The sequence below is a fragment of the Streptomyces sp. NPDC086766 genome (assembly GCF_044746005.1).
GTDB lineage: Bacteria > Actinomycetota > Actinomycetes > Streptomycetales > Streptomycetaceae > Streptomyces.
The window spans coordinates 442,897-464,525 of record NZ_JBIVBI010000006.1 but is presented as its reverse complement, the minus strand read 5'-3'; the positions used below and the strand labels follow the sequence as shown (position 1 = coordinate 464,525).

The following is a 21,629-nucleotide window of genomic DNA, read 5'->3' as shown; positions in this document are numbered from 1 at the left end:
CACCCCTCCCGTTCCGGTGTGACCATCGCCTGATCCGATCGGGCGACCCCACCGCCGCGCTCCGCCCGGAAGGTCGCAGAGCGTGAACTAGGCTCTGAGGACGCCCGGACCGGAGTCCCGGCGGGCTTGCGCGTGCGGTGGGACGGGAGTGTGGCCCGTGGCGGATCAGGCGGTGGAACCGAGCGGTGCGAACCCGTCCGGAAAGGGCCCGCTCCCCGCGGCCGGGGAACACCGATTCCTGGGCCGCGCACGGGAGTTGAAGGAGCTGCGCGCCGACATCGAGCGGGCCGGCCTGGACACCATCTCGGGACGCAAGGCCCCCCGCGCGCGGGTCCTCCTCATCGCGGGCAGGCCCGGCTCCGGCCGGACCGCGCTCGCCGAGGAACTCGTCCGGCAGGTCGCGGACCGTTACCCCGGCGGGGTGCTGCGCGCCCGGCTCACCGAACCCGACGGCACGCCCGTGCCCGTCGAGCGCGCCGCCCGCGAACTGCTCGCCGCCCTCGGCCTGCCGACCCCGCCCGGCGCCACCGAGGAGGACCTCACCGACGCGTTCCGGGCCGCCCTCGCCGACCGCGCGGCCCTGCTCCTGCTGGACGACGCGCCCGGCGCCGAGCAGGTCGACGCGCTGCTCCCGGACAACGCGGACTGCCTGCTCGTCGCCGTCTCCCGGGGCCCGCTCACCGGCATCGCGGACGTCCGCCCCTGCACCCTCGGCGGCCTCGACACCAAATCGTCGCTGGAACTGCTGACCCGGCACATCGACCCGGTCCGGGTCACCGTCGACCCGCGGTCCGCCGAGGGTCTGGTGGAACTGCTCCAGGGCCAGCCCGCCGCGCTCACCCTGGCGGGCGGCTGGCTGGCCGCCCACCCCCAGGCGGCCGTCGCCGACCTCGCCAAGCAGCTGCACGCCGACCCCGACGAGGGAGCCCCGCTCGGCCGTGTCCTGCGGCTCGCGCACGCCTGCCTGCCGGCCGGTGCCGCGCGGCTGCTGCGCCTGCTCGCCCTCGCCCCGGCCGGCGACATCGACCCGCACACCGCCTCCGCGCTCGCCGGCTGCTCCCTCGACAGCGCGCGGGGCGTCCTCGACGACCTCGCCGGGACGGGCCTGCTGCGGGCCGTGCCCGCACCGCTGCCGCGGTACGAGGTCCCCGGCTGCCTGCATCCGCTGCTGCTGTCCCTGGCCCGGGCCCATGACCGCCCCGCCGAGCTGCAGCTCGCCCGCGCCCGGATGCTGGAGCGCACCGTACGGCTGCTGCAGACCTGCCGCGCGATCACCGAGACCGACAGCCCGGAGACCCGGGAGAAGCTGAAGGGCCTGCCGCCCGCGCTGCGCTTTCCCACCCCGCGGGCCGCCGAGGACTGGCTGCGGGCCCGGCGGCCCGCCCTGCTCGCCGCCGCCCGGCTCGCGGTGGCCGACGGGGAGCTGGACACCCTGGCCCGCCGACTGATGTCCCAGCTCGTGCGGGCGATGGTCGCCCACTTCGGCACCCAGGCCGCCGCCGGTGACCTGTACGGCATCCACCGCCTCGTGCTGGACGTGGCCGAGCGGCGGCGGCTGCCCCGCGAGCGGGCCGCGGCCCTGCTGAACCTCGCCGACCTGGACGCCCGCACCGGCCGGACGGCCCAGGCGCTGGCCCGCTACCGGGCCGCGCTGGACGCCGGCCGGGAGGCGAACGACCCCTACGCGACCGGCCGCGCGATGGAATCCGTAGGCGGGGCCCACCAGGAGCTCGGCGATCACGACCGGGCCGCCGACTGGTTCGGCCGGGCGCTGTCCCAGCGCCTGGCCCGCGGCGAGCACGAGGAGGCCGCCCGGCTGTACGGCCGGATCGCCGGCGCGCACACCTACGCGGGCCGCTACGGCGAGGCCCTGCGCAACTGGCGCGCGGCGATCGCCGAGCACCGCAGGACCGGTGATGTGCCCGCGCACGCCAGGGCGTTGAGCGAGCTGGCCCGGGTCCAGGAGTACGCGGGGCGGCCCGCGGAGTCGCTGCGCACCTGCCAGGAGGCGGTCGAGTGGGCCAGGCGCGCCGACGACGTCCGGCTGCAGGCGGCGCTGCAGCTGAGGCTGGCCGACACCCTGGAGCGCCTCGGCGACCCGGTGGCCGCGAGCCTGCACCGCGGGGCCGCCGAGCGCATCCTGGGAGAGGAGGTCCAGGGGGCCGAAGACGGCGGTACGGACGCCACATCGCCGGAACAGGATGCTAACGCCTGCGAAATCCGCATCACATCCGCTGAAGATTGATGCAATGAAAGGCTAGACAGCGAGAACGCCTTCATTAGACTGGCTCTGCCGCTCGTTCTCCTGCGGTGTCTCCTGGTATGCCCCCGCGTGCCGGAGTGCGTCTTGTATTGCCCCACATTCCCTGAGTCAAGGACCGTGATCGACGTGAAGGTCGGCATCCCCCGCGAGGTCAAGAACAACGAGTTCCGGGTGGCCATCACCCCCGCCGGCGTGCACGAGCTGGTGCGCCACGGCCACCAGGTCGTCGTCGAGCGGAACGCCGGCGTCGGCTCCTCGATCCCGAACGAGGAGTACGTGGCGGCCGGTGCCCAGATCCTGGAGACCGCCGACGAGGTCTGGGCCTCCGCCGACCTGCTGCTGAAGGTCAAGGAGCCCATCGCGGAGGAGTACCACCGCCTCCGCAAGGACCAGATCCTCTTCACCTACCTGCACCTGGCCGCCTCCAAGGAGTGCACGGACGCCCTCCTGGAGTCCGGCACCACGGCGATCGCCTACGAGACCGTCGAGCTGGCGAACCGCGCGCTGCCGCTGCTCGCCCCGATGTCCGAGGTGGCGGGCCGGCTCGCCCCGCAGGTCGGCGCCTACCACCTGATGCGCGCCGCCGGCGGCCGGGGTGTGCTGCCGGGCGGTGTCCCGGGCGTGCCGGCCGGCAAGGCCGTCATCATCGGCGGCGGCGTCTCCGGCTGGAACGCCGCGCAGATCGCCATCGGCCTGGGCTTCCACGTCACCCTGCTCGACAAGGACATCAACAAGCTCAAGGAGGCCGACAAGATCTTCGGTACGAAGATCCAGACCGTCGTCTCCAACGCCTTCGAGCTGGAGAAGGCCTGCCTCGAGGCCGACCTCGTCGTCGGCGCCGTGCTCATCCCGGGTGCCAAGGCCCCGAAGCTGGTCACCAACGAGCTGGTCTCCCGGATGAAGGCGGGAAGTGTCCTTGTCGACATCGCCATCGACCAGGGCGGCTGCTTCGAGGACTCGCACCCGACCACGCACGCCGAGCCGACCTTCCGGGTCCACGAGTCGGTGTTCTACTGCGTCGCCAACATGCCCGGCGCGGTGCCCAACACCTCCACCTACGCGCTGACCAACGCCACGCTGCCGTACATCGTCGAACTGGCCAACCGCGGCTGGGTGGAGGCGCTGCGCCGGGACGCCGCCCTGGCCAAGGGTCTCAACACCCATGACGGCAAGGTCGTTTACCGGGAGGTCGCCGAGGCCCACGGTCTGGAGCACGTGGAGCTGGAGACCCTCCTCGGCTGATCCGCCGCCACCTCCGCCGGTCAAGTCGGCGATCGGCAAAAGGCGATACGTCAACACTGGTCGTCAACACCGCGCACCCGGCCGGACCTTGCCCGACAAGGTCCGGCCGGGTGTGTGTATGGTCACTTCGCCGCACTCGGTCAACTCGCGCCGATCGCAACCAATCGACCGATTCACGCACCGGTGAAACCTGCCGTGCGACGGCCGTACGCCCTTGACAGGGGGGTGTTTCATTGCCGACACATCGGGCCGGGTCCGGCGGATTGTGTTGCTGCGGACGCCCGACACGCCATAGAGTCGCCAATCGTCGGCATGGTGCCACGCTGACCTGTCTAGAAGTTCCCTGGTCACCAAGGAGGTAAGACGACTTGTGAATGAGTCGACATTTACTCCCGGGGGTGGTCAACCAGGAATGCCCGCGCGGGGCCAGGGTCCCACGGGGCTCGAGGCTGTCGGCTCCGTCGCTGTGCGCACCTTCGCAGCCCACCAGGGTCACCGGAATCCGGCAGTGACCCAGCCAGCACCCCAGAGCATGGATGGCCATCACGTGAACGCCAGGGCCGGCGACGGAAGTGGCGCGCCCCGCACCCACTTCGCCGACTACGACGAACTGCCCGAGGGGCACTTCTACGACCCCGACGCCGAGTACGAGCCCGATCCGGAGTACGCGGCCACGCTCGCGCCCGACGCGGCCCGCCAGCGCCGTGAGCGCATCGGCCCGACCGGGCGCCCGCTGCCGTACTTCCCCATCCCGGGCCCGCTCACCGACCACGGCCCCGCGAAGATCATCGCGATGTGCAACCAGAAGGGCGGCGTCGGCAAGACCACGTCGACCATCAACCTGGGTGCCGCGCTCGCGGAGTACGGCCGCCGGGTGCTGCTCGTGGACTTCGACCCGCAGGGCGCGCTGTCGGTCGGTCTCGGCGTCAACCCCATGGAGCTCGACCTCACCGTCTACAACCTGCTCATGGAGCGGGGCATGTCCGCGGACGAGGTGCTGCTGAAGACCGCGGTCCCCAACATGGACCTGCTGCCCAGCAACATCGACCTGTCGGCCGCGGAGGTCCAGCTGGTCTCCGAGGTCGCGCGCGAGTCGACGCTCCAGCGCGCCCTCAAGCCGCTGATGGACGACTACGACTTCATCGTGATCGACTGCCAGCCCTCGCTCGGTCTGCTCACCGTCAACGCGCTCACCGCCGCTCACAAGGTGATCGTGCCGCTCGAGTGCGAGTTCTTCGCCCTCCGCGGTGTCGCGCTGCTGACCGAGACCATCGAGAAGGTCCAGGAGCGCCTCAACCCCGACCTGGAGCTCGACGGGATCCTCGCCACGATGTACGACTCGCGCACCGTGCACAGCCGCGAGGTGCTCGCGCGCGTCGTCGAGGCGTTCGACGACCACGTCTACCACACGGTCATCGGGCGCACGGTCCGCTTCCCGGAGACCACGGTGGCCGGTGAGCCGATCACCACCTACGCCTCCAACTCCGTCGGCGCCGCCGCCTACCGCCAGCTCGCCAGGGAGGTGCTCGCCCGGTGTCACGCCGAGTGAGTCTGCCGGGGGCCGACGAACTGTTCCGTACGACAGGGGGAATGGGGCTCCAGTCGTCGACACCCCGGCGCCAGGCCAACGGCGAGGCCCGGGTGCCCGCTCCCGCGGGGGAGGGCGACGCGGCGGCCGCGGCGGCGGAGGACGCGCCGCAGGCGGTGCCCGCGCAGGCCGGTGACGGCGAGGGCGCGGAGCACGTCGCCGCGGACGCCGAACCGGCCGACTCCGGCGAGTCCCGCAGCCGCGGCGCGGCCGCCGAGCGCTCCGGGCGGCGCCAGGGAGCGCAGGAAGGTTCTGCCGCCGAGCAGCAGCCCCGCAAGCGCGGCCGGGCGGCCGGCCGCCGCCCCAGCGGCCGGGAACGGCACGACGAGAAGATCACCGTGTACGTCTCCGCCGAGGAACTCATGGACCTGGAGCACGCCCGTCTGGTCCTGCGCGGCGAGCACGGGCTGGCCGTGGACCGCGGGCGCATCGTCCGCGAGGCGGTCGCCGTGGTGCTCGCGGATCTGGAGACCCGGGGAGACGCCAGCATCCTCGTACGACGGCTGCGCGGGCGGTAGCGGTAGCCTGCGGAGGCCATGACCTCGCACGACGTTCCCGCCCCCGCCTCCGGCCCGCCCGCCGGCCGCCGGCGCGCGCTGGGACGGGGCCCGGGCGCGAGCGCCCCGCGGCCGGCGCCACCGGTCGAACCGGAACCACCGGCAGAAGCGGCACAGGCGCCCGAAGCGATCCCGGAGCCCGCACCGGCACCGGGTGACGAACAAGCCCGTGAGCCCGAACCGGCACGCACGCCGACGCAACTCCGCACACCGCCGTCGGCGCCCACGCCGACGCAGGCGCCCGAGCCGGCGCGCTCTCCGGAGCCGGCGCCCCTCGCGGTGCGGGCGCCGTCGCCGGCCCCCCGGCCCCGGACGCGGCCCGACACCGGGGACGGCGAACCGGGCGACGGCCGAGGCGGCCGGAGCGGCCCGGACGGCGATGACGGCGGCAGCGGCGACGACAACGTCTTCAAGGTCCGGCTGGCGAACTTCGAGGGCCCCTTCGACCTGCTCCTCCAGCTGATCTCGAAGCACAAGCTCGACGTCACCGAGGTCGCGCTGTCGAAGGTGACGGACGAGTTCATGGCGTACATCCGGGCCTTGGGACCGGACTGGGACCTCGACGAGACGACCGAGTTCCTGGTCGTGGCGGCCACGCTGCTCGACCTGAAGGCGGCCCGGCTGCTGCCCGCCGCCGAGGTCGAGGACGAGGCGGACCTCGCGCTGCTCGAAGCACGGGACCTGCTGTTCGCGCGCCTGCTCCAGTACCGCGCGTACAAGCGGATCGCCGACATCTTCAGCGGCCGCCTCGACGCGGAGGCCCGCCGTTACCCCCGTACCGTCGGTCTGGAGCCCCACCACGCCGAGCTGCTGCCCGAGGTCGTGATCAGCATCGGCGCGGAGGGTTTCGCCAGGCTCGCGGTCAAGGCGATGCAGCCCAGGCCCAAGCCGCAGGTGTACGTCGACCACATCCACGCGCCGCTGGTGAGCGTGCAGGAGCAGGCCGGGATCGTCGTCGCGCGGCTGCGGGAGCTGGGCGAGGCCAGCTTCCGCGCGCTGGTGGAGGACACCGACGACACGCTCACGGTCGTGGCGCGCTTCCTGGCGCTGCTGGAGCTGTACCGCGAGAAGGCCGTCGCCCTCGACCAGGAGACGGCGCTCGGCGAGCTGCTCGTGCGCTGGACCGGCGGGGACGAGGACACCGCCTCGATGGTGACGGACGAGTTCGACCGGCCGCCCGAGCGGCCCGAGGAGACGAAGGGCCCCAAGGAGCCCGAGGAGGAGAAGGCGTGAGCGAGGACACCACCGACGCACCGGCCGGGCCGCCCACCGTCGCCGACCTCGACCTCAAGCCCGCCCTGGAGGCCGTCCTGATGGTCGTGGACGAGCCCGCGACCGAGGAGCTCCTGGCGAAGACGCTCCAGCGGCCCCGGCGGCAGATCGCGGACGCCCTTCGGGAACTGGCCGACGAGTACACCGTGCAGGGCCGCGGCTTCGAGCTCCGGCTCGTCGCCGGCGGCTGGCGCTTCTACTCCCGGCCCGCGTACGCGGCGGCCGTCGAGGGCTTCGTCCTGGACGGCCAGCAGGCCAGACTCACCCAGGCCGCGCTGGAGACCCTGGCGGTGGTCGCCTACCGTCAGCCGGTGAGCCGCAGCCGCGTCTCGGCCGTACGCGGAGTCAACTGCGACGGCGTGATGCGTACCCTGCTCCAGCGCGGTCTGGTCGCGGAGGCGGGCACGGAACCCGAAACAGGTGCGATCCTGTACACGACGACGAACTACTTCCTGGAGCGGATGGGCCTGCGCGGTCTGGACGAGCTCCCGGAGCTCGCGCCCTTCCTCCCGGAGGCGGAGGCGATCGAGGCCGAGACCCAGGAAGCCGTACCGTCGTTCGATCCGGATGCCCCGGACGCGGACGACGGTCCACCGAACACGACGACGACGGAATTCTGATGCGAAGCAGCGGCAAGAGCGGCGGGCGCGGTAACTACCGAGGTGCCGGCAACAGCAGGGACGACAAGCAGGGCCAGGGCCGCCCCCGCAAGCCCCGCCCCGAGGAGCGCCGCTACGACGTGGGCCCCGGCGCCACGAAGGACGGCCCCAAGGCGGGACGCGGCGGCGCGGCCCGCGGCGGCGCCAAGGGCGGTCCCAAGCAGCCCCGGTCCGGCGACGGCCGCACCGCCCCGGCGCGTTCCCGGGAGTACGAGGCCCGCGCCGAGGAGCGCAACCGGGAGCGGTACGCCGGCAAGAAGGACGTCAAGCTGCCGAAGACCTTCCCGGGCGCCGAGCAGGAGGGCGAGCGGCTGCAGAAGGTGCTCGCGCGCGCGGGCTACGGCTCCCGGCGCGCCTGCGAGGAGCTGATCGAGCAGGCCAGGGTCGAGGTCAACGGCGAGATCGTCCTGGAGCAGGGCAAGCGGGTCGACCCGGAGAAGGACGAGGTCAAGGTCGACGGCCTGACGGTGGCGACGCAGTCGTACCAGTTCTTCTCGCTGAACAAGCCCGCCGGCGTCGTCTCGACGATGGAGGACCCGGAAGGCCGTCAGTGCCTCGGCGACTACGTCACCAACCGTGAGACGCGGCTCTTCCACGTCGGCCGGCTCGACACCGAGACCGAGGGCGTCATCCTGCTCACCAACCACGGCGAGCTGGCCCACCGGCTGACCCACCCCAAGTACGGCGTGAAGAAGACCTACCTGGCGCACATCGTCGGCCCCATCCCGCGCGACCTGGGCAAGCGGCTGAAGGACGGCATCCAGCTGGAGGACGGCTACGCCCGCGCCGACCACTTCCGGGTCGTCGAGCAGACCGGCAAGAACTACCTCGTCGAGGTCACCCTGCACGAGGGCCGCAAGCACATCGTCCGCCGGATGCTCGCGGAGGCCGGCTTCCCGGTCGACAAGCTGGTCCGCACCGCCTTCGGCCCGATCACCCTGGGCGACCAGAAGTCCGGCTGGCTGCGCCGTCTGTCGAACACCGAGGTCGGCATGCTGATGGGCGAGGTCGACCTCTAGGGCCCCGCTGCCGGGGCGCGCCGGGTCCGTCCCGGGTCCTTCCGGGGCGTGCCGGGTCCTTCCCGGGGCCCAGGGGGTCCCCGGGAAGCCTGGCGTGCGCGGAGTCTCACGCCAGGCGGATCGAGTTCCCCGCCACCGTGATCTGCTGGACGGGCAGGGGCGCCGGGGCCGGGCCCGCCGCCACCGAGCCGTCGGCGATGTGGAAACGGCTGCCGTGGCAGGGGCAGTCGATGGTGCCGCCCGCGACCCTGGACACGGTGCAGCCCTGGTGGGTGCAGATCGCCGTGAAGGCCTTGAACTCGTCCTTCTTCGGCTGGGTGACCACGACCCGCTGCTCCCGGAAGATCCTGCCCCCGCCCACCGGGATGTCGCTCGTGCGCGCCAGCTCCCGCCCGCCGGAGTCGTTCGGCGACGGCGAGGACTCGGCGGAGGTGTCGCTGCCGCCGTGCTTGCTGCAGCCCGCCGCGGCGAGCGCCGCCGCTCCCGTCGCGAGAACCGTGCGCCGCGTCGAGTCGTGCGTCATGTCGTCACTCCGAACGTGCGGAAGAACCAGCGGGCGGACGTCGGCCGGACGGCCGCGAGCACGGCGAACCCAGTCCGCCGAGCACCGGCGGCAGCCGGCCGGGGAGGCGCTCCGAGCGGAGCAGAAGCATCTTGGCACTGAACACCCCACAGAAGAAACAACCCGGGAGGGAGTGCCACAAAACTCGCGTTTCGCACGTCTGCCGATCGGGGGCGTACGGACGGTGCACCGCGCCCGGCGAGGCCGGTGGTGCCGGGACCTGTCCAGGGGCGCGCACGGGAGCAGCCGTCTCAGCTCGCGGGCGCCACGCCCCCACCCCACCCGGGCTGACTAGGCTGGACGCCCTGAGCCGACAGACATCCGAAGAGCAGCGAACGCTCACGTCAGCAAGGAGCAACGCCGTGGCGGTACGAGCGGTCCGGGGGGCCGTCCAACTGGAGCGGGACGAGGCCGGCCACATGGACGAGCAGGTCGGAGCCCTGCTCACCGCCGTCCTGGAGCGGAACGGCCTGACCGCGGACGATCTGATCAGCATCTGGTTCACGGCCACGCCGGACCTGCACAGCGACTTCCCGGCGGCCGCGGCCCGCAAGCTCGGCATCGTCGACGTGCCGCTGATCTGCGCCCAGGAGCTGGACATCGAGGGCGGCATGCCCCGCGTCGTCCGCGTCCTCGCGCACATCGAGTCCGACAAACCGCGCGCCGACATCGCCCACGTCTACCTGGGCGCCGCGGCCGCCCTGCGCAAGGACATCGCCCAGTGAGAACCGCACTCGTCATCGGCACCGGGCTGATCGGCACCTCCGCCGCCCTCGCCCTGGCCCGCCGGGGCGTCACCGTCCACCTCGCCGACCAGGACCCCGAGCAGGCCCGTACGGCGGCCGCGCTGGGCGCCGGCACGGACGGGGCGCCCGACGGCCCCGTCGACCTCGCGATCGTCGCCGCCCCGCCGGCGCACGTGGCCGCGGTGCTCGCCGACGCCATGCGCCGGGGCGTGGCCCGCGGCTACCTGGACGTCGCCAGCGTCAAGGGCGGGCCGCGCCGCGAGCTGCAGTCGCTCGGCCTCGACCTGACCCGCTACATCGGCACGCACCCCATGTCCGGCCGGGAGCGCTCCGGCCCGCTGGCCGCCACCGCGGACCTCTTCGAGGGCCGCCCCTGGGTGCTCACCCCGACCCGGGACACCGACACCGAGGTGCTCAACCTCGCCCTGGAGCTGGTCTCGCACTGCCGGGCGGTCCCGGTCGTCATGGACGCCGACGCCCACGACCGCGCCGTGGCCCTCGTCTCCCACATGCCCCACCTGGTCTCCAGCATGGTCGCCGCGCGCCTGGAGCACGCCGAGGACGCCGCCGTACGGCTGTGCGGGCAGGGCATCCGGGACGTGACCCGGATCGCCGCCTCCGACCCGCGGATGTGGATCGACATCCTGTCCGCGAACCCGGGCCCGGTCGCCGACCTGCTCACCGACGTCTCCGCCGACCTCGACGAGACGGTCCGCGCCCTGCGCGCCCTGCAGTCCGCCGACGAGGCCAAGCGGCGCGAGGGCACCCACGGCATCGAGGACGTCCTGCGCCGCGGCAACGCGGGCCAGGTCCGCGTCCCCGGCAAGCACGGCTCCGCGCCGCGGGTCTACGAGGTCGTGGCCGTGCTCATCGACGACCAGCCCGGCCAGCTGGCCCGTATCTTCGCGGACGCGGGGATGGCTGGGGTCAACATCGAGGACGTGCGCATCGAGCACGCGACCGGCCAGCAGGCCGGTCTGGTGCAGCTGACGGTGGAGCCGAAGGCGGCGCCGGTGCTGACGGCGGCGCTGCGCGAGCGGGGCTGGGCCATCCGCCAGTAAAAGGGCCTCCGGGGAGACAGTAACCTTGTGCGGGGCGCCTTCGCGTCCCGCACACACCCACCACCATCACCAGGAAGGTGCCCCGCTGTGGAAATCGGCGCCGCCCGGACCGCCCAGCCCGTGATTGTCGCCATCGACGGCCCGTCCGGCACGGGCAAGTCGAGCACGTCCAAGGCCGTGGCCGCGCAGCTCGGCCTGAGCTACCTGGACACCGGCGCCCAGTACCGGGCGATCACCTGGTGGATGGTGACCAACGGCATCGACCTCGACGACCCCACCGCGATCGCCGCCGTGGCCGGCAAGGCCGAGATCGTCTCCGGCACCGACCCGGCCCACCCGACGATCACCGTCGACGGCGTGGACGTGGCCGGCCCGATCCGCACCCAGGAGGTCACCTCCAAGGTCAGCGCGGTCAGCGCGGTCCCCGAGGTGCGCGCCCGGATCACCGAGCTGCAGCGCTCGCTGGCCGCCTCCGCCGAGCGGGGCATAGTCGTCGAGGGCCGCGACATCGGCACCACGGTGCTGCCGGACGCCGACCTCAAGATCTTCCTCACCGCCTCGCCGGAGGCGCGTGCCGCCCGCCGCAGCGGTGAGCTGAAGGGCGTCGACGTGCATGCCACCCGCGAGGCCCTGATCAAGCGGGACGCCGCCGACTCCAGCCGCAAGACCTCGCCGCTGGCCAAGGCCGCCGACGCGGTCGAGGTGGACACCACCGAGCTCACGCTGGCGCAGGTCATCGAGTGCGTCGTCACCCTGGTCGAGGAGAAGCGGGCCGCCGCCGGGGAGAAGCAGGCCGCGCGGTGAGCCTTCCGTCCGAGCGCGGTGCCGACGTCGGCCGCCGGATCGGCGTCGGGCTGATGTACGGGCTCTGGCGTCCGCGCGTGCTGGGTTCCTGGCGGGTGCCCGCGACCGGTCCGGTGATCCTCGCCGTGAACCACTCCCACAACGTCGACGGCCCGATGGTGATGGGCGTGGCCCCGCGGCCGGTGCACTTCCTGATCAAGAAGGAAGCGTTCGTCGGCCCGCTCGACCCCTTCCTGACCGGCATCGGCCAGGTGAAGGTGGACCGCCACTCCGCCGACCGCACCGCGATCACCACGGCGCTGGGCGTCCTGGAGGCCGGCGGCGTTCTCGGCATCTTCCCGGAGGGCACCCGCGGAGAGGGCGACTTCGCCTCGCTGCGGGCCGGGCTCGCGTACTTCGCGGTGCGCAGCGGCGCCCCGGTCGTGCCGGTGGCCGTGCTGGGAAGTTCCGAGCGGCGGGGACGGTTGATAAAGGCGCTGCCGCCGCTGCGCTCCCGCGTCGACGTCGTCTTCGGCGACCCCTTCGAGGCGGGCGACGGAAGCGGACGGCGCACGCGCCGGGCGCTCGACGAGGCGACCGAGCGCATCCAGAAGCAGCTCACCGCCCACCTGGAAAACGCCAGGCGTCTCACCGGGCGCCAGGCCACACTCAAGTAGTGGAGCACCCCCGACGGGGGTGCTCCACCGATCACCACGAAGGAACGACGAGGTACGGACTTCATGAACGACCAGAACCAGCCCGACGGCTCGGCCGAGCTCGCCTCCGAGCACGGGGCGCTCGGCGACGCCGAGTACGCGGAGTTCATGGAGCTCGCCGCGGAGGAGGGCTTCGACCTCGACGACGTCGAAGGCGCCATCGAGGAGGCCGGACACGGCCCGCTGCCCGTGCTCGCCGTCGTCGGCCGCCCCAATGTCGGCAAGTCGACCCTGGTGAACCGGATCATCGGCCGCCGCGAGGCGGTCGTCGAGGACAAGCCGGGCGTGACCCGCGACCGCGTGACCTACGAGGCCGAGTGGGCGGGCCGCCGCTTCAAGGTCGTCGACACCGGCGGCTGGGAGCAGGACGTCCTCGGCATCGACGCCTCCGTGGCCGCGCAGGCCGAGTACGCGATCGAGGCGGCCGACGCGGTCGTCTTCGTCGTGGACGCCAAGGTCGGCGCGACCGACACCGACGAGGCGGTCGTACGGCTGCTGCGCAAGGCCGGCAAGCCCGTGGTGCTGGCCGCCAACAAGGTGGACGGCCCGAGCGGCGAGGCCGACGCGGCCTACCTGTGGTCCCTGGGCCTCGGCGAGCCGCACCCGGTCTCGGCGCTGCACGGCCGCGGCACCGGCGACATGCTGGACCGTGTCCTGGAGGCGCTGCCCGAGGCGCCGGCGCAGACCTTCGGCGCCGCCGTCGGCGGCCCGCGCCGCATCGCGCTGATCGGCCGCCCGAACGTCGGCAAGTCCTCCCTGCTGAACAAGGTGGCCGGCGAGGAGCGCGTCGTCGTCGACGAACTGGCGGGCACCACCCGCGACCCGGTCGACGAGCTGATCGAACTGGGCGGCACGACCTGGAAGTTCGTGGACACGGCGGGCATCCGCAAGCGCGTCCACCTCCAGCAGGGCGCCGACTACTACGCCTCGCTGCGCACGGCGGCGGCCGTGGAGAAGGCCGAGGTCGCGGTCGTCCTGATCGACGCCTCCGAGAACATCTCCGTGCAGGACCAGCGGATCATCACCATGGCCGTCGAGGCCGGCCGCGCCATGGTCATCGCGTACAACAAGTGGGACACCCTCGACGAGGAGCGCCGCTACTACCTGGAGCGCGAGATCGAGACCGAGCTCGCCCAGGTCGCGTGGGCGCCCCGCGTCAACGTGTCGGCCCGCACCGGCCGCCACATGGAGAAGCTGGTCCCGGCGATCGAGACGGCGCTGGCCGGCTGGGAGACGCGCGTGCCGACCGGGCGTCTGAACGCCTTCCTCGGCGAGCTGGTCTCCGCCCACCCGCACCCGGTCCGGGGCGGCAAGCAGCCGCGCATCCTGTTCGGCACCCAGGCCGGCACCAAGCCGCCGCGGTTCGTGCTGTTCGCCTCCGGCTTCATCGAGGCGGGCTACCGGCGCTTCGTCGAGCGCCGGCTGCGCGAGGAGTTCGGCTTCGACGGCACCCCGATCCACATCTCGGTGCGGGTGCGCGAGAAGCGCGGCACGAAGAAGAAGTGACACCGGTACGGTCACGGCGAAGGGCGGCCCCTGCTCCAGGGGCCGCCCTTCGCCGTAGGTCACGCTCCCCGGCGCGGACCGGGCGGCAGCGCCGCCGGAACGTGGCGCCTCCCGGGGTCCTGCTGCCGCCCCAGCGTGCCGACCCGCTGCCACTGCGTCTGCTGCTGGCCGGTGGCGTGCCGGGTGCTGTAAGCCCCCGCGCTGTAGGCGCTGTACCCGCTCGTGCCGTACGAGCCCGTGCCGTGCCGGTCGGAGCCGTGCGGGAGGATCCCGAACGCGGTGAAGCCGAGGTTCTCCTCGCCGCTGCGATCACCCGGCAGCGTCCGGTAGGACTTGACGTACTCGGCGTAGAGCGCGTCGTAGATCGGCGTGGCCGATGGGCTGCCGGCGGAATCCTGCGCCGACCTCGCGGACGGGATCGGCTGGTAGGGCTGGCGGCGGGGAACGTCGTATGCGTGCACGTATGTCCAAACGACCCCGCACGCAAAGGGATGCGGTTGTGAAACATCCCAAAAGGGGCGCGGGGGGCCGCGTGAACCGGCGTGGAGGACGCGCGCCCGCCGCGGTCCCCGCCGCCCCCGGCGGGTGCGCTCAGGTCCCCGCGAGCGGCAGTGCCGCCGCGACCAGCTTCCCGTTCGCCGCCGCCTTGTCCAGGGCGTCGCGGAGCAGGTCCTCCCGCGGCTGGCGCCCGATGGAGCCCACCGGTGCGGCGAACAGCAGCACTTGCTGGTGCTTGTTGGCGGCGGCCCGCCATCCGTCGGTGACCTGGAGCGGCTGGTGCGCCTGCCACCAGGCCACCGGTTGGCCGCCGGTGGGGCCGGGCTGCAGCACGGCGTGCAGCTGCCCCATGGCCAGCAGCACCGACCAGCCGTGCAGCACGGGCGGCACGGCGTCGAGCTGGGTGACGGGCAGGTAGCCCTGCTCGATCAGCAGCGGCAGGAAGTCGTCGCCGGCGCCGATGGCGCCCGGGCGCACGATGGGCGCGGTCGGCTCCACCACCAGGGCCGGGTGCAGCTCCCCGGTGATCAGCACGAGTCCGCTGGTGACGCCGAGGACGGCCTGCTCGGGCACGACCCTGGGGGGCTCCGCCGGGGCCGTGCGGGAACCGGCGTTGATGGAGCGGACCGCGCCCTGCAGCTGCTCCTCGGTGACCTGGACGACCTGGGAGGGCAGGCAGCCGGCGTGGGCGAAGGCGAGGACGGCGGTCTCGTCCCCGATGAACAGGACGGTGCTGGTGCGCTCCTGCTCGGAGTCGCCCGGGGTGCGGCAGGACGTGCAGTCGTAACTGCCCGGGGCGTTCTCTCCGGCGAGCAGCCGGTCGGCTTCTTCGTCGCCGATCTCGGCGCGTACGGCGTCGCTGACGTCGAGCATGCGCGGCACGGGTGGCTCCCTCGGAATGCGGTGCGTGGCGGGACCGGGTGGCTCCCGGCCCGTGAACCGGGTGGGCCCGCGGCTCATGAAGAAGACAACGGGCGATCTGTGGCGGGAGTCACGCCCACCGGCGAACGGAATCGAACCGTCCGGCGCGCAGGGTCACCTCGGGGCCGGAACCCGGCACTCATCGTCAACTCGCCATCGGGTCAAGGCCCTTGAAGAGGTGAAGTGGGTCACAGCGGTGGTCGGGGAGTGGCCGATATATCAGGAAATCAGCGAATGAAATGGGTGTCCGGAAATTGGCGATACCTACGGTAACGTCGAACTGGCCTGCGAGGACGAGGAGTTGGTTGATACCGGATCGACATGCTCCCTACATTCCTGCGCCGAGTGCAACGAGCACCGCTCGGGTACGTCCGCCGGCCGCGCCTCGCGCAGCAGCACCACCCGCGGTACCACCCCTTGTCCCGGCGGACGGGGCGGAGCGCGACGACCGCGTCCCTGCGCGGCGGCGCGCCCCGCCCTGGGGGACCCCGGGTTGTCCGAGAGGGATGTACATGTCCGAATGTGCCGATACCACGCGCGACAACGTTCGTAGGAACCGGACGGCCGCGGTTCTCGCCGGTGCCGTCCTGCTCGCCCCGCTCGGGCTGCTGGCCGCGACCGGCCAGGCCCGTGCGGCGGACGGCGGAGTGTGGGACCGCATCGCCCGGTGCGAGAGCGGCGGCGACTGGCACATCAACACCGGCAACGGCTACTACGGCGGGCTCCAGTTCGCCGCCGGCACCTGGCGGGCCTACGGCGGCACGGCCTACGCGCCCACCGCCGACCGGGCCTCCAGGGCCCAGCAGATCGCCGTCGCCACCAAGGTCCAGCGGACCCAGGGGTGGGGCGCCTGGCCGGTCTGCTCGGCGCGGGCCGGGGCGTTTGGCGGCGCGCCCGCGACGGGCTCGGGCTCCACGGCGACCGGGTCCGCGTACGAGTCGGCACGCCGCTCGACGCACTCCTCGACGCACTCCTCGACGCGAGAGCAGGCACACCAGTCGGACCGGGGTGCGGCCCGGAAGGCCGCCCCGGCGCAGGAGCGGGCGAAGGCCCCCGCCCGCACCACGGGCCACACGGACCACGGGGCCTCCCACGGGGAGTGCACCGTCCGCGAGGGCGACACGCTGAGTGGCATCGCCGCCCGGCACGGGACCACCTGGCAGCGGCTGTACGCCGCCAACCAGGCCGTCGTCGGCGGTGATCCCGACCTGATCGTGCCCGGGCAGCGTCTCGTGCTCTGAGTCGCTCCCCCTGCCCCGGGTGCCAGGCCCCGTCCGGTCCGCCGACCGGACGGGGCCCGCCCGCGTCCGCCGGACGGTGCGCCGGAAGGGTGAAATTCCGATGCGGCGTCAGCTTCCCCGCCGCCGTGCGAGGGGCGGCGGGGAATAGGCCCGGGATCGGTTCCGCAGCGGTTCCGCACCGGCTCCGGCCCGCTTTCGGTTCGGTTCTTCCGGTGCTTTCCGTGGTGCTTTGCCGGGCGCCTTCACGGCACGCGGGGAATTTCGTTCGAATGCCTGCGAAAGGGGGACCGAACCACCCTTCGGTGTGACGGAGTTCGGAGGAGAGGCGCGTCGGCATCCTGTGACAGAAGTGTGACAGGAGCGCCGGTGGTGACCGCTGCGGCGTCCCGACGGACTTCCCCGGCCGCGGACCAGGGCCTAGCGTGGCGGTATGGCAGCCATCCCCACTCCGCCCGCGGAGCCCCAGGACAGCCCCGACGGCTACGTCGGTCTCGACGCGGAGGAGGCGGAGCGGCGTGCGCGCGAACGCGGCTGGTCCTCGGTCCGGTCCCTGCCGCCGGGAGCGATCATCACCATGGAGTACCGGGTCGGACGGCTGAACTTCGAGGTCGAGAACGGCCGGGTGGCCCGCGCCTGGAAGGGCTGAACCGGGGCCGCGCGCACGCGCGGCCCCGGGAGGGTCAACTGCCCGCGAGGGGGCGGGCCGCCGGCGCCGGGCCGCGCGGGACGCGGTCGGCGTGCGGGGGCCTGCGGCTGCCGGCCGGAGTGACCGGCGTGCGCTCGGAGCGGGCCAGATGCGGGCCGGGGGCGAGATGGGCGGGCACCCGGGACGAGCGGGAGACACCGACCGTCCCGCGGGCGGCCGGGGCCTCGTCCGCGGCGGTGGTGCGCGGCCCCAGCGCCACGGGCGCGCCGACGGGAGCGGCCGGCGCCGGCACCGGAGCCGTGCGGCCGCGGCGGTCGCGCAGCCGGTCGCGCAGGGTGAACAGCCGGGCCTCCACCCGGGCGATCAGCGGCTCGCACCACGGCAGCGCCAGCATGATCAGCAGTCCCGCGGCCCAGCCGAGGAGCACGTCGCTCAGCCAGTGCGTGCCCAGGTAGACCGTGGTGAGGCCGACGCCGAGCGAGGTGACCGCGGACAGCGCGGACAGCCAGCGGCGCGCCCTCGGCGTGGAGGCCAGATAAGCCAGGATGCCCCAGGTCACCACGGCGTTGGCGGTGTGGCCGCTGGGGAATATATCGCCGCCCAGGCCCATCTCGTTCGAGCCGATGACGGTCGCGTAGTGCGGTCCGAGGCGGCCCATGCCGATCTTCGCGGCGCCGACCGTGATGTTCAGCAGCAGCAGGGACGCGGCGAGGGTGAGCAGCGGACGGAGCGTGTGCTGCCGCCACGAGCGCCAGCCCAGCCACGCGGCGACCATCACGGCGGTCGGGCCGCGCTGGCCCAGCACCACGTAGTAGTCGAGGAACGCGTGGATCTGCGGCCACTGCTGGTACGGCCGGAAGAACATGACCAGCCAGTCGAGCCGGACCAGCCACGAAGTCGTCACCACGGCCCAGACGATGGACAGGTAGAACGCCAGCGTCGCCGAGAACAGCACGAACCGGTGCCGGCTCATCCGCGGCACGTCGATGTGCGCCGGCCGTTGCGGCTCACGGTCCAGCCTGGCGAACACCCGGTCCAGGCGGGTGAGGGTTCCTTCGGTACGCACCTAATCGACGTTACAGCGAGTGAGCTCACTTCCCCGACGAATCACGGGGTTCGTGATGACGATGTGATGTGGCATTGCTCTCAACGGCGCCTTTATTTCCCCGTATTGCGCAATGGCCGCGCCGCCGCGGCCTGCAATTGCTTTGATCATTCCGGAGATGCTTATGGAGCGCTTATAAATGCGTTGACCGAACACTCGGGTCGAATTCTCCGCACGTTCATGCGACAACCCGCTCCGCTCACGGGGGGCCGGAGCCGTTCAGCCAGAACGCCCCGTACACCGCCGAGACCACCGCCGCACCGGCCACCACCAGGGCCGCCCGCGGCGTCCGCAGCCGGGCGAGGGCCAGAGCGGGCGGCAGCAGCAGCGGGAAGGCGGGCAGCAGCAGACGCGGCTTGGAGCCGAAGTAACTCGACGCGCACAGCGCGAGGGCGGTGACCACGCCCGCGTACACCAGGAGCGGCAGCGGCTGCCGTCCGCGCACCCCGAGGACGAACAGCCAGATCACCAGGCCGACGCCGACGACCAGTCCGAGACCGGCCGGGGCGGACGCGAGCGAGGTGAACTTCTCGGCGGTGAACCGGGCGAAGGCGTACCCGCCGTCGAAACCGTTGCGCCAGCCCGCCTGTACGTCGAGGTAGCCGAGCGGGCCCCTGCCCGTGCGGTGCCCGACCCACAGCACGTACCCGGCGGCCCCCAGGGGCGCGAGCGCCATGCCGAGGGCGCGCGCCGGCCGCCACGCACGCTCGGCCGGGGCCGCGCTCCGGTTCCGCCGGATCGAGGTGAGGCCGGCCGCCCACACCGCCGCGACGACGGCCAGGCCCACCGGCCGCGTCAGCCCCGCCAGCAGGGCCAGGGCGCCCGCGGCCACCCAGCGGCCGGTCAGCACGGCGTACAGCGACCAGGCGGCGAGCGCCGTGAACAGCGACTCGCTGTACGCCATCGACTGCACGATCCCGACCGGCAGCACCGCCCACAGCAGCACCGCGCAGACGCCGGCCCGGCGGCCGTACACGTGCTCGGCGACCGCGAAGACCCCCCACGCGGCGGCGAGCGAGGCGAGCAGGGCGACGGCGAAGCCCGCGTCGGCGTACGTGAGCGGGGTCACCGCGGCGAGCAGCCGCTCCAGCCAGGGCAGCAGCGGGAAGAAGGCCAGGTTGGAATGGACGTCGCCGTTCGGCAGGCGCACCTCGTAGCCGTACCCGAGTCCGGCGACCCGGCTGTACCAGAGCGCGTCCCAGCGGGCGGTCAGCAGGGTGTGGGCGTCCTTGCCCCGCGCGGCGCTCCAGACGGCCAGGGCGAGCAGGCCGAGGACGCGGACGGCCGCGTACCCGAGCAGCGCCGGGGCGGCCCGGCGCAGGATGCCGGGCCGGGCCGGTGCCACGGGCGTCGCAAGATCGGTCACGGGCTCGATTATCGACCGCGCGCTGCACCGGCCCGCCCCGCGGGGCGGCTGGACCGGGGGAGGGAGTGGTGTACGCCACACGGGTTCCTGGTGAAGGGTGAGAGCTGGGCCACGCGACCGCGGCGTCGACTCGCGTAACCTGGCCAGTCACTCGCACGTCGTTGCGCCGGCCGGGGATCACCGCTCTCCCCGGCCGAGCCGCCGGGGAGTCCCCACCCCGCGGATCCGCCGACGCGAGGGTTCATCTGGGAGGTACGTACATGTCCGGGACGACCACGGCCGCCGCAGTGCCGCGCCGTCGGACGGCCGGGGCCGGTGCCAACCGCTGGGTCGTCCTCGTCGTCCTCTGCGTCAGCCTGCTGCTGGTCGCCGTGGACGCCACCGTGCTGCACGTGGCGGTGCCCGCGGTCACCGAGGACCTCAGGCCCGGCGCCATAGAGCTGCTCTGGATCGTCGACACCTATCCGCTCGTCTGCGCCTCGCTGCTGATCCTGTTCGGCACGCTCGGCGACCGGGTGGGCCGCAGGCGGATCCTGCTCCTCGGCTACACCCTGTTCGGGGTCGCGTCCGCCGTGGCGGCGTTCGCCCACCACCCGCAGACCCTCATCCTGGCCCGCGCGCTGCTCGGCGTCGGCGGCGCCATGATCATGCCGGCGACGCTGTCGATCCTGCGGCAGGTCTTCCCCGACCGGCGCGAACGCGCGCTGGCGATCGGCATCTGGAGCGCGGTCGCCGCGGTGGGCGCCGCGGTCGGTCCGCTGCTCGGCGGCTTCCTGCTGGAGCACTTCTGGTGGGGGTCGGTCTTCCTCGTCAACATCCCGCTGATGCTGGTCAGCCTCCCGGTGGGACGGCTGCTGCTGCCGGAGTCGACCGGCGACCGGGACGGCCCCTGGGACGTGGTCGGCGCCATCATGGCGGCGGTCGGGCTGTTCGGCGTGGTGTTCGGCGTGAAGCGGCTCGGCGGCGGGGAGCCCGCGCTGAGCCCGCTCACCGTGGTGCCGCTGCTGGTGGGCGTGGCGCTGCTGGTGGGCTTCGTGCGGCGGCAGCGGCGCCGGGCGCATCCGCTGGTGGACCTGGGGATGTTCGCGCGGCCGGCCTTCGTCACGTCGGTCGGGTGCATCGTGCTGGCGATGCTGGCGCTGGTCGGCCTGGAGCTGATCGCGGCGCAGTACCTGCAACTGGTGCTGGGACTCTCGCCGCTGCGCACGGGGCTGCGGCTGCTGCCGTTGACGTTCGCGGCGATGGCGGCCGGGCTGGCCGGGGCGCGGATGCTGCGGCGGTTCGGGCCGCGCTGGATGGTCTGCCTCGGTTTCTGCCTGACGGCGGCCGCGGTGCTGCTCCTCACGGCGATGGGCGGGGAGGACGACACGGCGCTGCTGCTGGCCGGGTTCGTGCTGCTCGGGTTCGGGCTGGAGACGACGCTCTTCGGGGCGTACGAGTCGATGCTGAGCGAGGCGCCGGAGGCGCGGGCGGGCGGGGCCGCGGCGATCGGGGAGACGTCGTACCAGCTGGGGGCGGGCATCGGCATCGCCCTGCTGGGCAGCGTGATGAACGCGGCGTACACGCCCGGCCTCGCGTCCGTGCCGGGGGTCCCGGCGGACGCCTCGCGGGCGGCCTCGCACTCGCTGGGGGAGGCGTACGAGGTGGCCGGGCGGCTCGGAACGCCGGCGGGGGACGCCCTGCGGCAGGCCGCGCGGACCTCCTTCGTCCACGGGCTGCATGTGACGTTGCTGGTGAGCGCGGGGCTGCTGCTGCTCGGCGCGGTGATGGCGCTGCGGCTGCCCCGGGTGATGCAGTGCGAGGAGCCCGCGGTGGAGCTGCCCGCACAGCGGGAGGTCGAGCGGCCCCGGGTCTCGGCCTGACCCGGGTTCCCGGCTC

20 protein-coding genes and 1 pseudogene are annotated in these 21,629 nt (G+C 73.2%); 15 read left to right on the top strand and 6 right to left on the bottom strand.

Features of this window, described 5'->3' with window-relative positions; genetic code table 11:
* The first annotated feature begins 157 nt into the window (after positions 1 to 157).
* The 7 genes from ACIPM1_RS15100 (at position 158) to ACIPM1_RS15070 (ending at position 8,600) form a co-directional block, all read left to right on the top strand.
* Positions 158 to 2,245, top strand: a complete 2,088-nt coding sequence (locus ACIPM1_RS15100; protein ID WP_402433950.1) for a tetratricopeptide repeat protein — start codon at positions 158 to 160, stop codon at positions 2,243 to 2,245.
* Between the two features lie 135 nt (positions 2,246 to 2,380).
* Positions 2,381 to 3,505 (top strand): alanine dehydrogenase, encoded by a 1,125-nt coding sequence (gene ald, locus ACIPM1_RS15095; protein ID WP_402433947.1) that lies wholly within the window; start codon positions 2,381 to 2,383, stop codon positions 3,503 to 3,505.
* A 412-nt stretch (positions 3,506 to 3,917) separates the two neighbouring features.
* A complete protein-coding gene (locus tag ACIPM1_RS15090; protein WP_402433944.1) occupies positions 3,918 to 5,054 on the top strand; it encodes a ParA family protein in 1,137 nt (378 codons plus the stop codon).
* The gene (locus ACIPM1_RS15085; protein ID WP_402433941.1) at positions 5,039 to 5,611 is read left to right on the top strand and encodes a hypothetical protein; all 573 of its coding nucleotides are present in this window, start codon (positions 5,039 to 5,041) and stop codon (positions 5,609 to 5,611) included. Before ACIPM1_RS15090 ends, ACIPM1_RS15085 begins: the two co-directional genes overlap by 16 nt.
* An 18-nt stretch (positions 5,612 to 5,629) precedes the next feature.
* Positions 5,630 to 6,883 (top strand): segregation/condensation protein A, encoded by a 1,254-nt coding sequence (locus ACIPM1_RS15080; protein WP_402433938.1) that lies wholly within the window; start codon positions 5,630 to 5,632, stop codon positions 6,881 to 6,883.
* On the top strand, positions 6,880 to 7,542 hold the full coding sequence (gene scpB / locus ACIPM1_RS15075) for an SMC-Scp complex subunit ScpB (protein ID WP_356193321.1): 663 nt from the start codon (positions 6,880 to 6,882) through the stop codon (positions 7,540 to 7,542). Before ACIPM1_RS15080 ends, scpB begins: the two co-directional genes overlap by 4 nt.
* The gene (locus tag ACIPM1_RS15070) at positions 7,542 to 8,600 is read left to right on the top strand and encodes a pseudouridine synthase (RefSeq protein ID WP_356193319.1); all 1,059 of its coding nucleotides are present in this window, start codon (positions 7,542 to 7,544) and stop codon (positions 8,598 to 8,600) included. Before scpB ends, ACIPM1_RS15070 begins: the two co-directional genes overlap by 1 nt.
* Positions 8,601 to 8,706: 106 nt before the next feature.
* Here the strand turns inward: ACIPM1_RS15070 and ACIPM1_RS15065 are convergent, their stop codons facing one another.
* Together ACIPM1_RS15065 and ACIPM1_RS15060 are read right to left on the bottom strand one after the other, a co-directional pair.
* Positions 8,707 to 9,123, bottom strand: a complete 417-nt coding sequence (locus ACIPM1_RS15065; RefSeq protein ID WP_402433934.1) for a Rieske (2Fe-2S) protein — start codon at positions 9,121 to 9,123, stop codon at positions 8,707 to 8,709.
* Positions 9,120 to 9,367, bottom strand: a pseudogene (locus tag ACIPM1_RS15060) (DUF6529 family protein); the annotation flags it as partial. The pseudogene ACIPM1_RS15060 and the gene ACIPM1_RS15065, both read right to left, overlap by 4 nt.
* A gap of 157 nt (positions 9,368 to 9,524) precedes the next feature.
* Here ACIPM1_RS15060 and aroH point away from each other — a divergent pair.
* The 5 genes from aroH to der all read left to right on the top strand — a co-directional run bounded on the left by aroH (position 9,525) and on the right by der (position 13,974).
* Positions 9,525 to 9,887, top strand: a complete 363-nt coding sequence (gene aroH / locus ACIPM1_RS15055) for a chorismate mutase (protein WP_356193314.1) — start codon at positions 9,525 to 9,527, stop codon at positions 9,885 to 9,887.
* Positions 9,884 to 10,969, top strand: a complete 1,086-nt coding sequence (locus ACIPM1_RS15050; RefSeq protein WP_402433931.1) for a prephenate dehydrogenase — start codon at positions 9,884 to 9,886, stop codon at positions 10,967 to 10,969. The genes aroH and ACIPM1_RS15050 overlap by 4 nt, the downstream gene beginning before the upstream one ends.
* An 87-nt stretch (positions 10,970 to 11,056) precedes the next feature.
* The gene (cmk, locus tag ACIPM1_RS15045) at positions 11,057 to 11,773 is read left to right on the top strand and encodes a (d)CMP kinase (RefSeq protein ID WP_356193310.1); all 717 of its coding nucleotides are present in this window, start codon (positions 11,057 to 11,059) and stop codon (positions 11,771 to 11,773) included.
* The gene (locus ACIPM1_RS15040) at positions 11,710 to 12,429 is read left to right on the top strand and encodes a lysophospholipid acyltransferase family protein (RefSeq protein ID WP_402433927.1); all 720 of its coding nucleotides are present in this window, start codon (positions 11,710 to 11,712) and stop codon (positions 12,427 to 12,429) included. The genes cmk and ACIPM1_RS15040 overlap by 64 nt, the downstream gene beginning before the upstream one ends.
* 63 nt (positions 12,430 to 12,492) lie before the next feature.
* A complete protein-coding gene (gene der / locus ACIPM1_RS15035; protein WP_402433924.1) occupies positions 12,493 to 13,974 on the top strand; it encodes a ribosome biogenesis GTPase Der in 1,482 nt (493 codons plus the stop codon).
* A gap of 59 nt (positions 13,975 to 14,033) precedes the next feature.
* On the opposite strand, the gene ACIPM1_RS15030 is transcribed toward der, so the two are convergent.
* Both ACIPM1_RS15030 and ACIPM1_RS15025 read right to left on the bottom strand, forming a co-directional pair.
* Positions 14,034 to 14,435: a hypothetical protein gene (locus ACIPM1_RS15030; RefSeq protein WP_402433921.1), complete on the bottom strand. Its 402-nt coding sequence runs from the start codon at positions 14,433 to 14,435 to the stop codon at positions 14,034 to 14,036.
* A gap of 130 nt (positions 14,436 to 14,565) precedes the next feature.
* The gene (locus ACIPM1_RS15025; protein WP_402433918.1) at positions 14,566 to 15,354 is read right to left on the bottom strand and encodes a hypothetical protein; all 789 of its coding nucleotides are present in this window, start codon (positions 15,352 to 15,354) and stop codon (positions 14,566 to 14,568) included.
* 551 nt (positions 15,355 to 15,905) lie between these two features.
* On the opposite strand from ACIPM1_RS15025, the gene ACIPM1_RS15020 reads away from it, so the two are divergent.
* Positions 15,906 to 16,634: a transglycosylase family protein gene (locus tag ACIPM1_RS15020; protein WP_402433915.1), complete on the top strand. Its 729-nt coding sequence runs from the start codon at positions 15,906 to 15,908 to the stop codon at positions 16,632 to 16,634.
* Positions 16,635 to 17,064: 430 nt separating this feature from the next.
* Positions 17,065 to 17,280, top strand: a complete 216-nt coding sequence (locus ACIPM1_RS15015; protein WP_402433911.1) for an I78 family peptidase inhibitor — start codon at positions 17,065 to 17,067, stop codon at positions 17,278 to 17,280.
* A 34-nt stretch (positions 17,281 to 17,314) separates the two neighbouring features.
* Here the strand turns inward: ACIPM1_RS15015 and ACIPM1_RS15010 are convergent, their stop codons facing one another.
* Together ACIPM1_RS15010 and ACIPM1_RS15005 are read right to left on the bottom strand one after the other, a co-directional pair.
* Positions 17,315 to 18,346: a phosphatase PAP2 family protein gene (locus ACIPM1_RS15010; protein ID WP_402433908.1), complete on the bottom strand. Its 1,032-nt coding sequence runs from the start codon at positions 18,344 to 18,346 to the stop codon at positions 17,315 to 17,317.
* 238 nt (positions 18,347 to 18,584) lie between these two features.
* Entirely contained in the window at positions 18,585 to 19,751 is a 1,167-nt protein-coding gene (locus ACIPM1_RS15005) for a hypothetical protein (protein ID WP_402433905.1), read from the bottom strand.
* 260 nt (positions 19,752 to 20,011) lie between these two features.
* On the opposite strand from ACIPM1_RS15005, the gene ACIPM1_RS15000 reads away from it, so the two are divergent.
* Positions 20,012 to 21,613, top strand: a complete 1,602-nt coding sequence (locus ACIPM1_RS15000) for an MFS transporter (RefSeq protein ID WP_402433902.1) — start codon at positions 20,012 to 20,014, stop codon at positions 21,611 to 21,613.
* The last annotated feature ends 16 nt before the right edge of the window (positions 21,614 to 21,629 follow it).

Excerpts from the sequence above, each read along its gene's own strand:
- ACIPM1_RS15090 (WP_402433944.1), top strand. The coding sequence starts at position 3,918 with ATGCCCGCGCGGGGCCAGGGTCCCACGGGGCTCGAGGCTGTCGGCTCC.
- ACIPM1_RS15080 (WP_402433938.1), top strand. The coding sequence starts at position 5,630 with ATGACCTCGCACGACGTTCCCGCCCCCGCCTCCGGCCCGCCCGCCGGC.
- ACIPM1_RS15070 (WP_356193319.1), top strand. The coding sequence starts at position 7,542 with ATGCGAAGCAGCGGCAAGAGCGGCGGGCGCGGTAACTACCGAGGTGCC.
- ACIPM1_RS15065 (WP_402433934.1), bottom strand. The coding sequence starts at position 9,123 with ATGACGCACGACTCGACGCGGCGCACGGTTCTCGCGACGGGAGCGGCG.
- der (WP_402433924.1), top strand. The coding sequence starts at position 12,493 with ATGAACGACCAGAACCAGCCCGACGGCTCGGCCGAGCTCGCCTCCGAG.
- ACIPM1_RS15020 (WP_402433915.1), top strand. The coding sequence starts at position 15,906 with ATGTCCGAATGTGCCGATACCACGCGCGACAACGTTCGTAGGAACCGG.
- ACIPM1_RS15015 (WP_402433911.1), top strand. The coding sequence starts at position 17,065 with ATGGCAGCCATCCCCACTCCGCCCGCGGAGCCCCAGGACAGCCCCGAC.
- ACIPM1_RS15000 (WP_402433902.1), top strand. The coding sequence starts at position 20,012 with ATGTCCGGGACGACCACGGCCGCCGCAGTGCCGCGCCGTCGGACGGCC.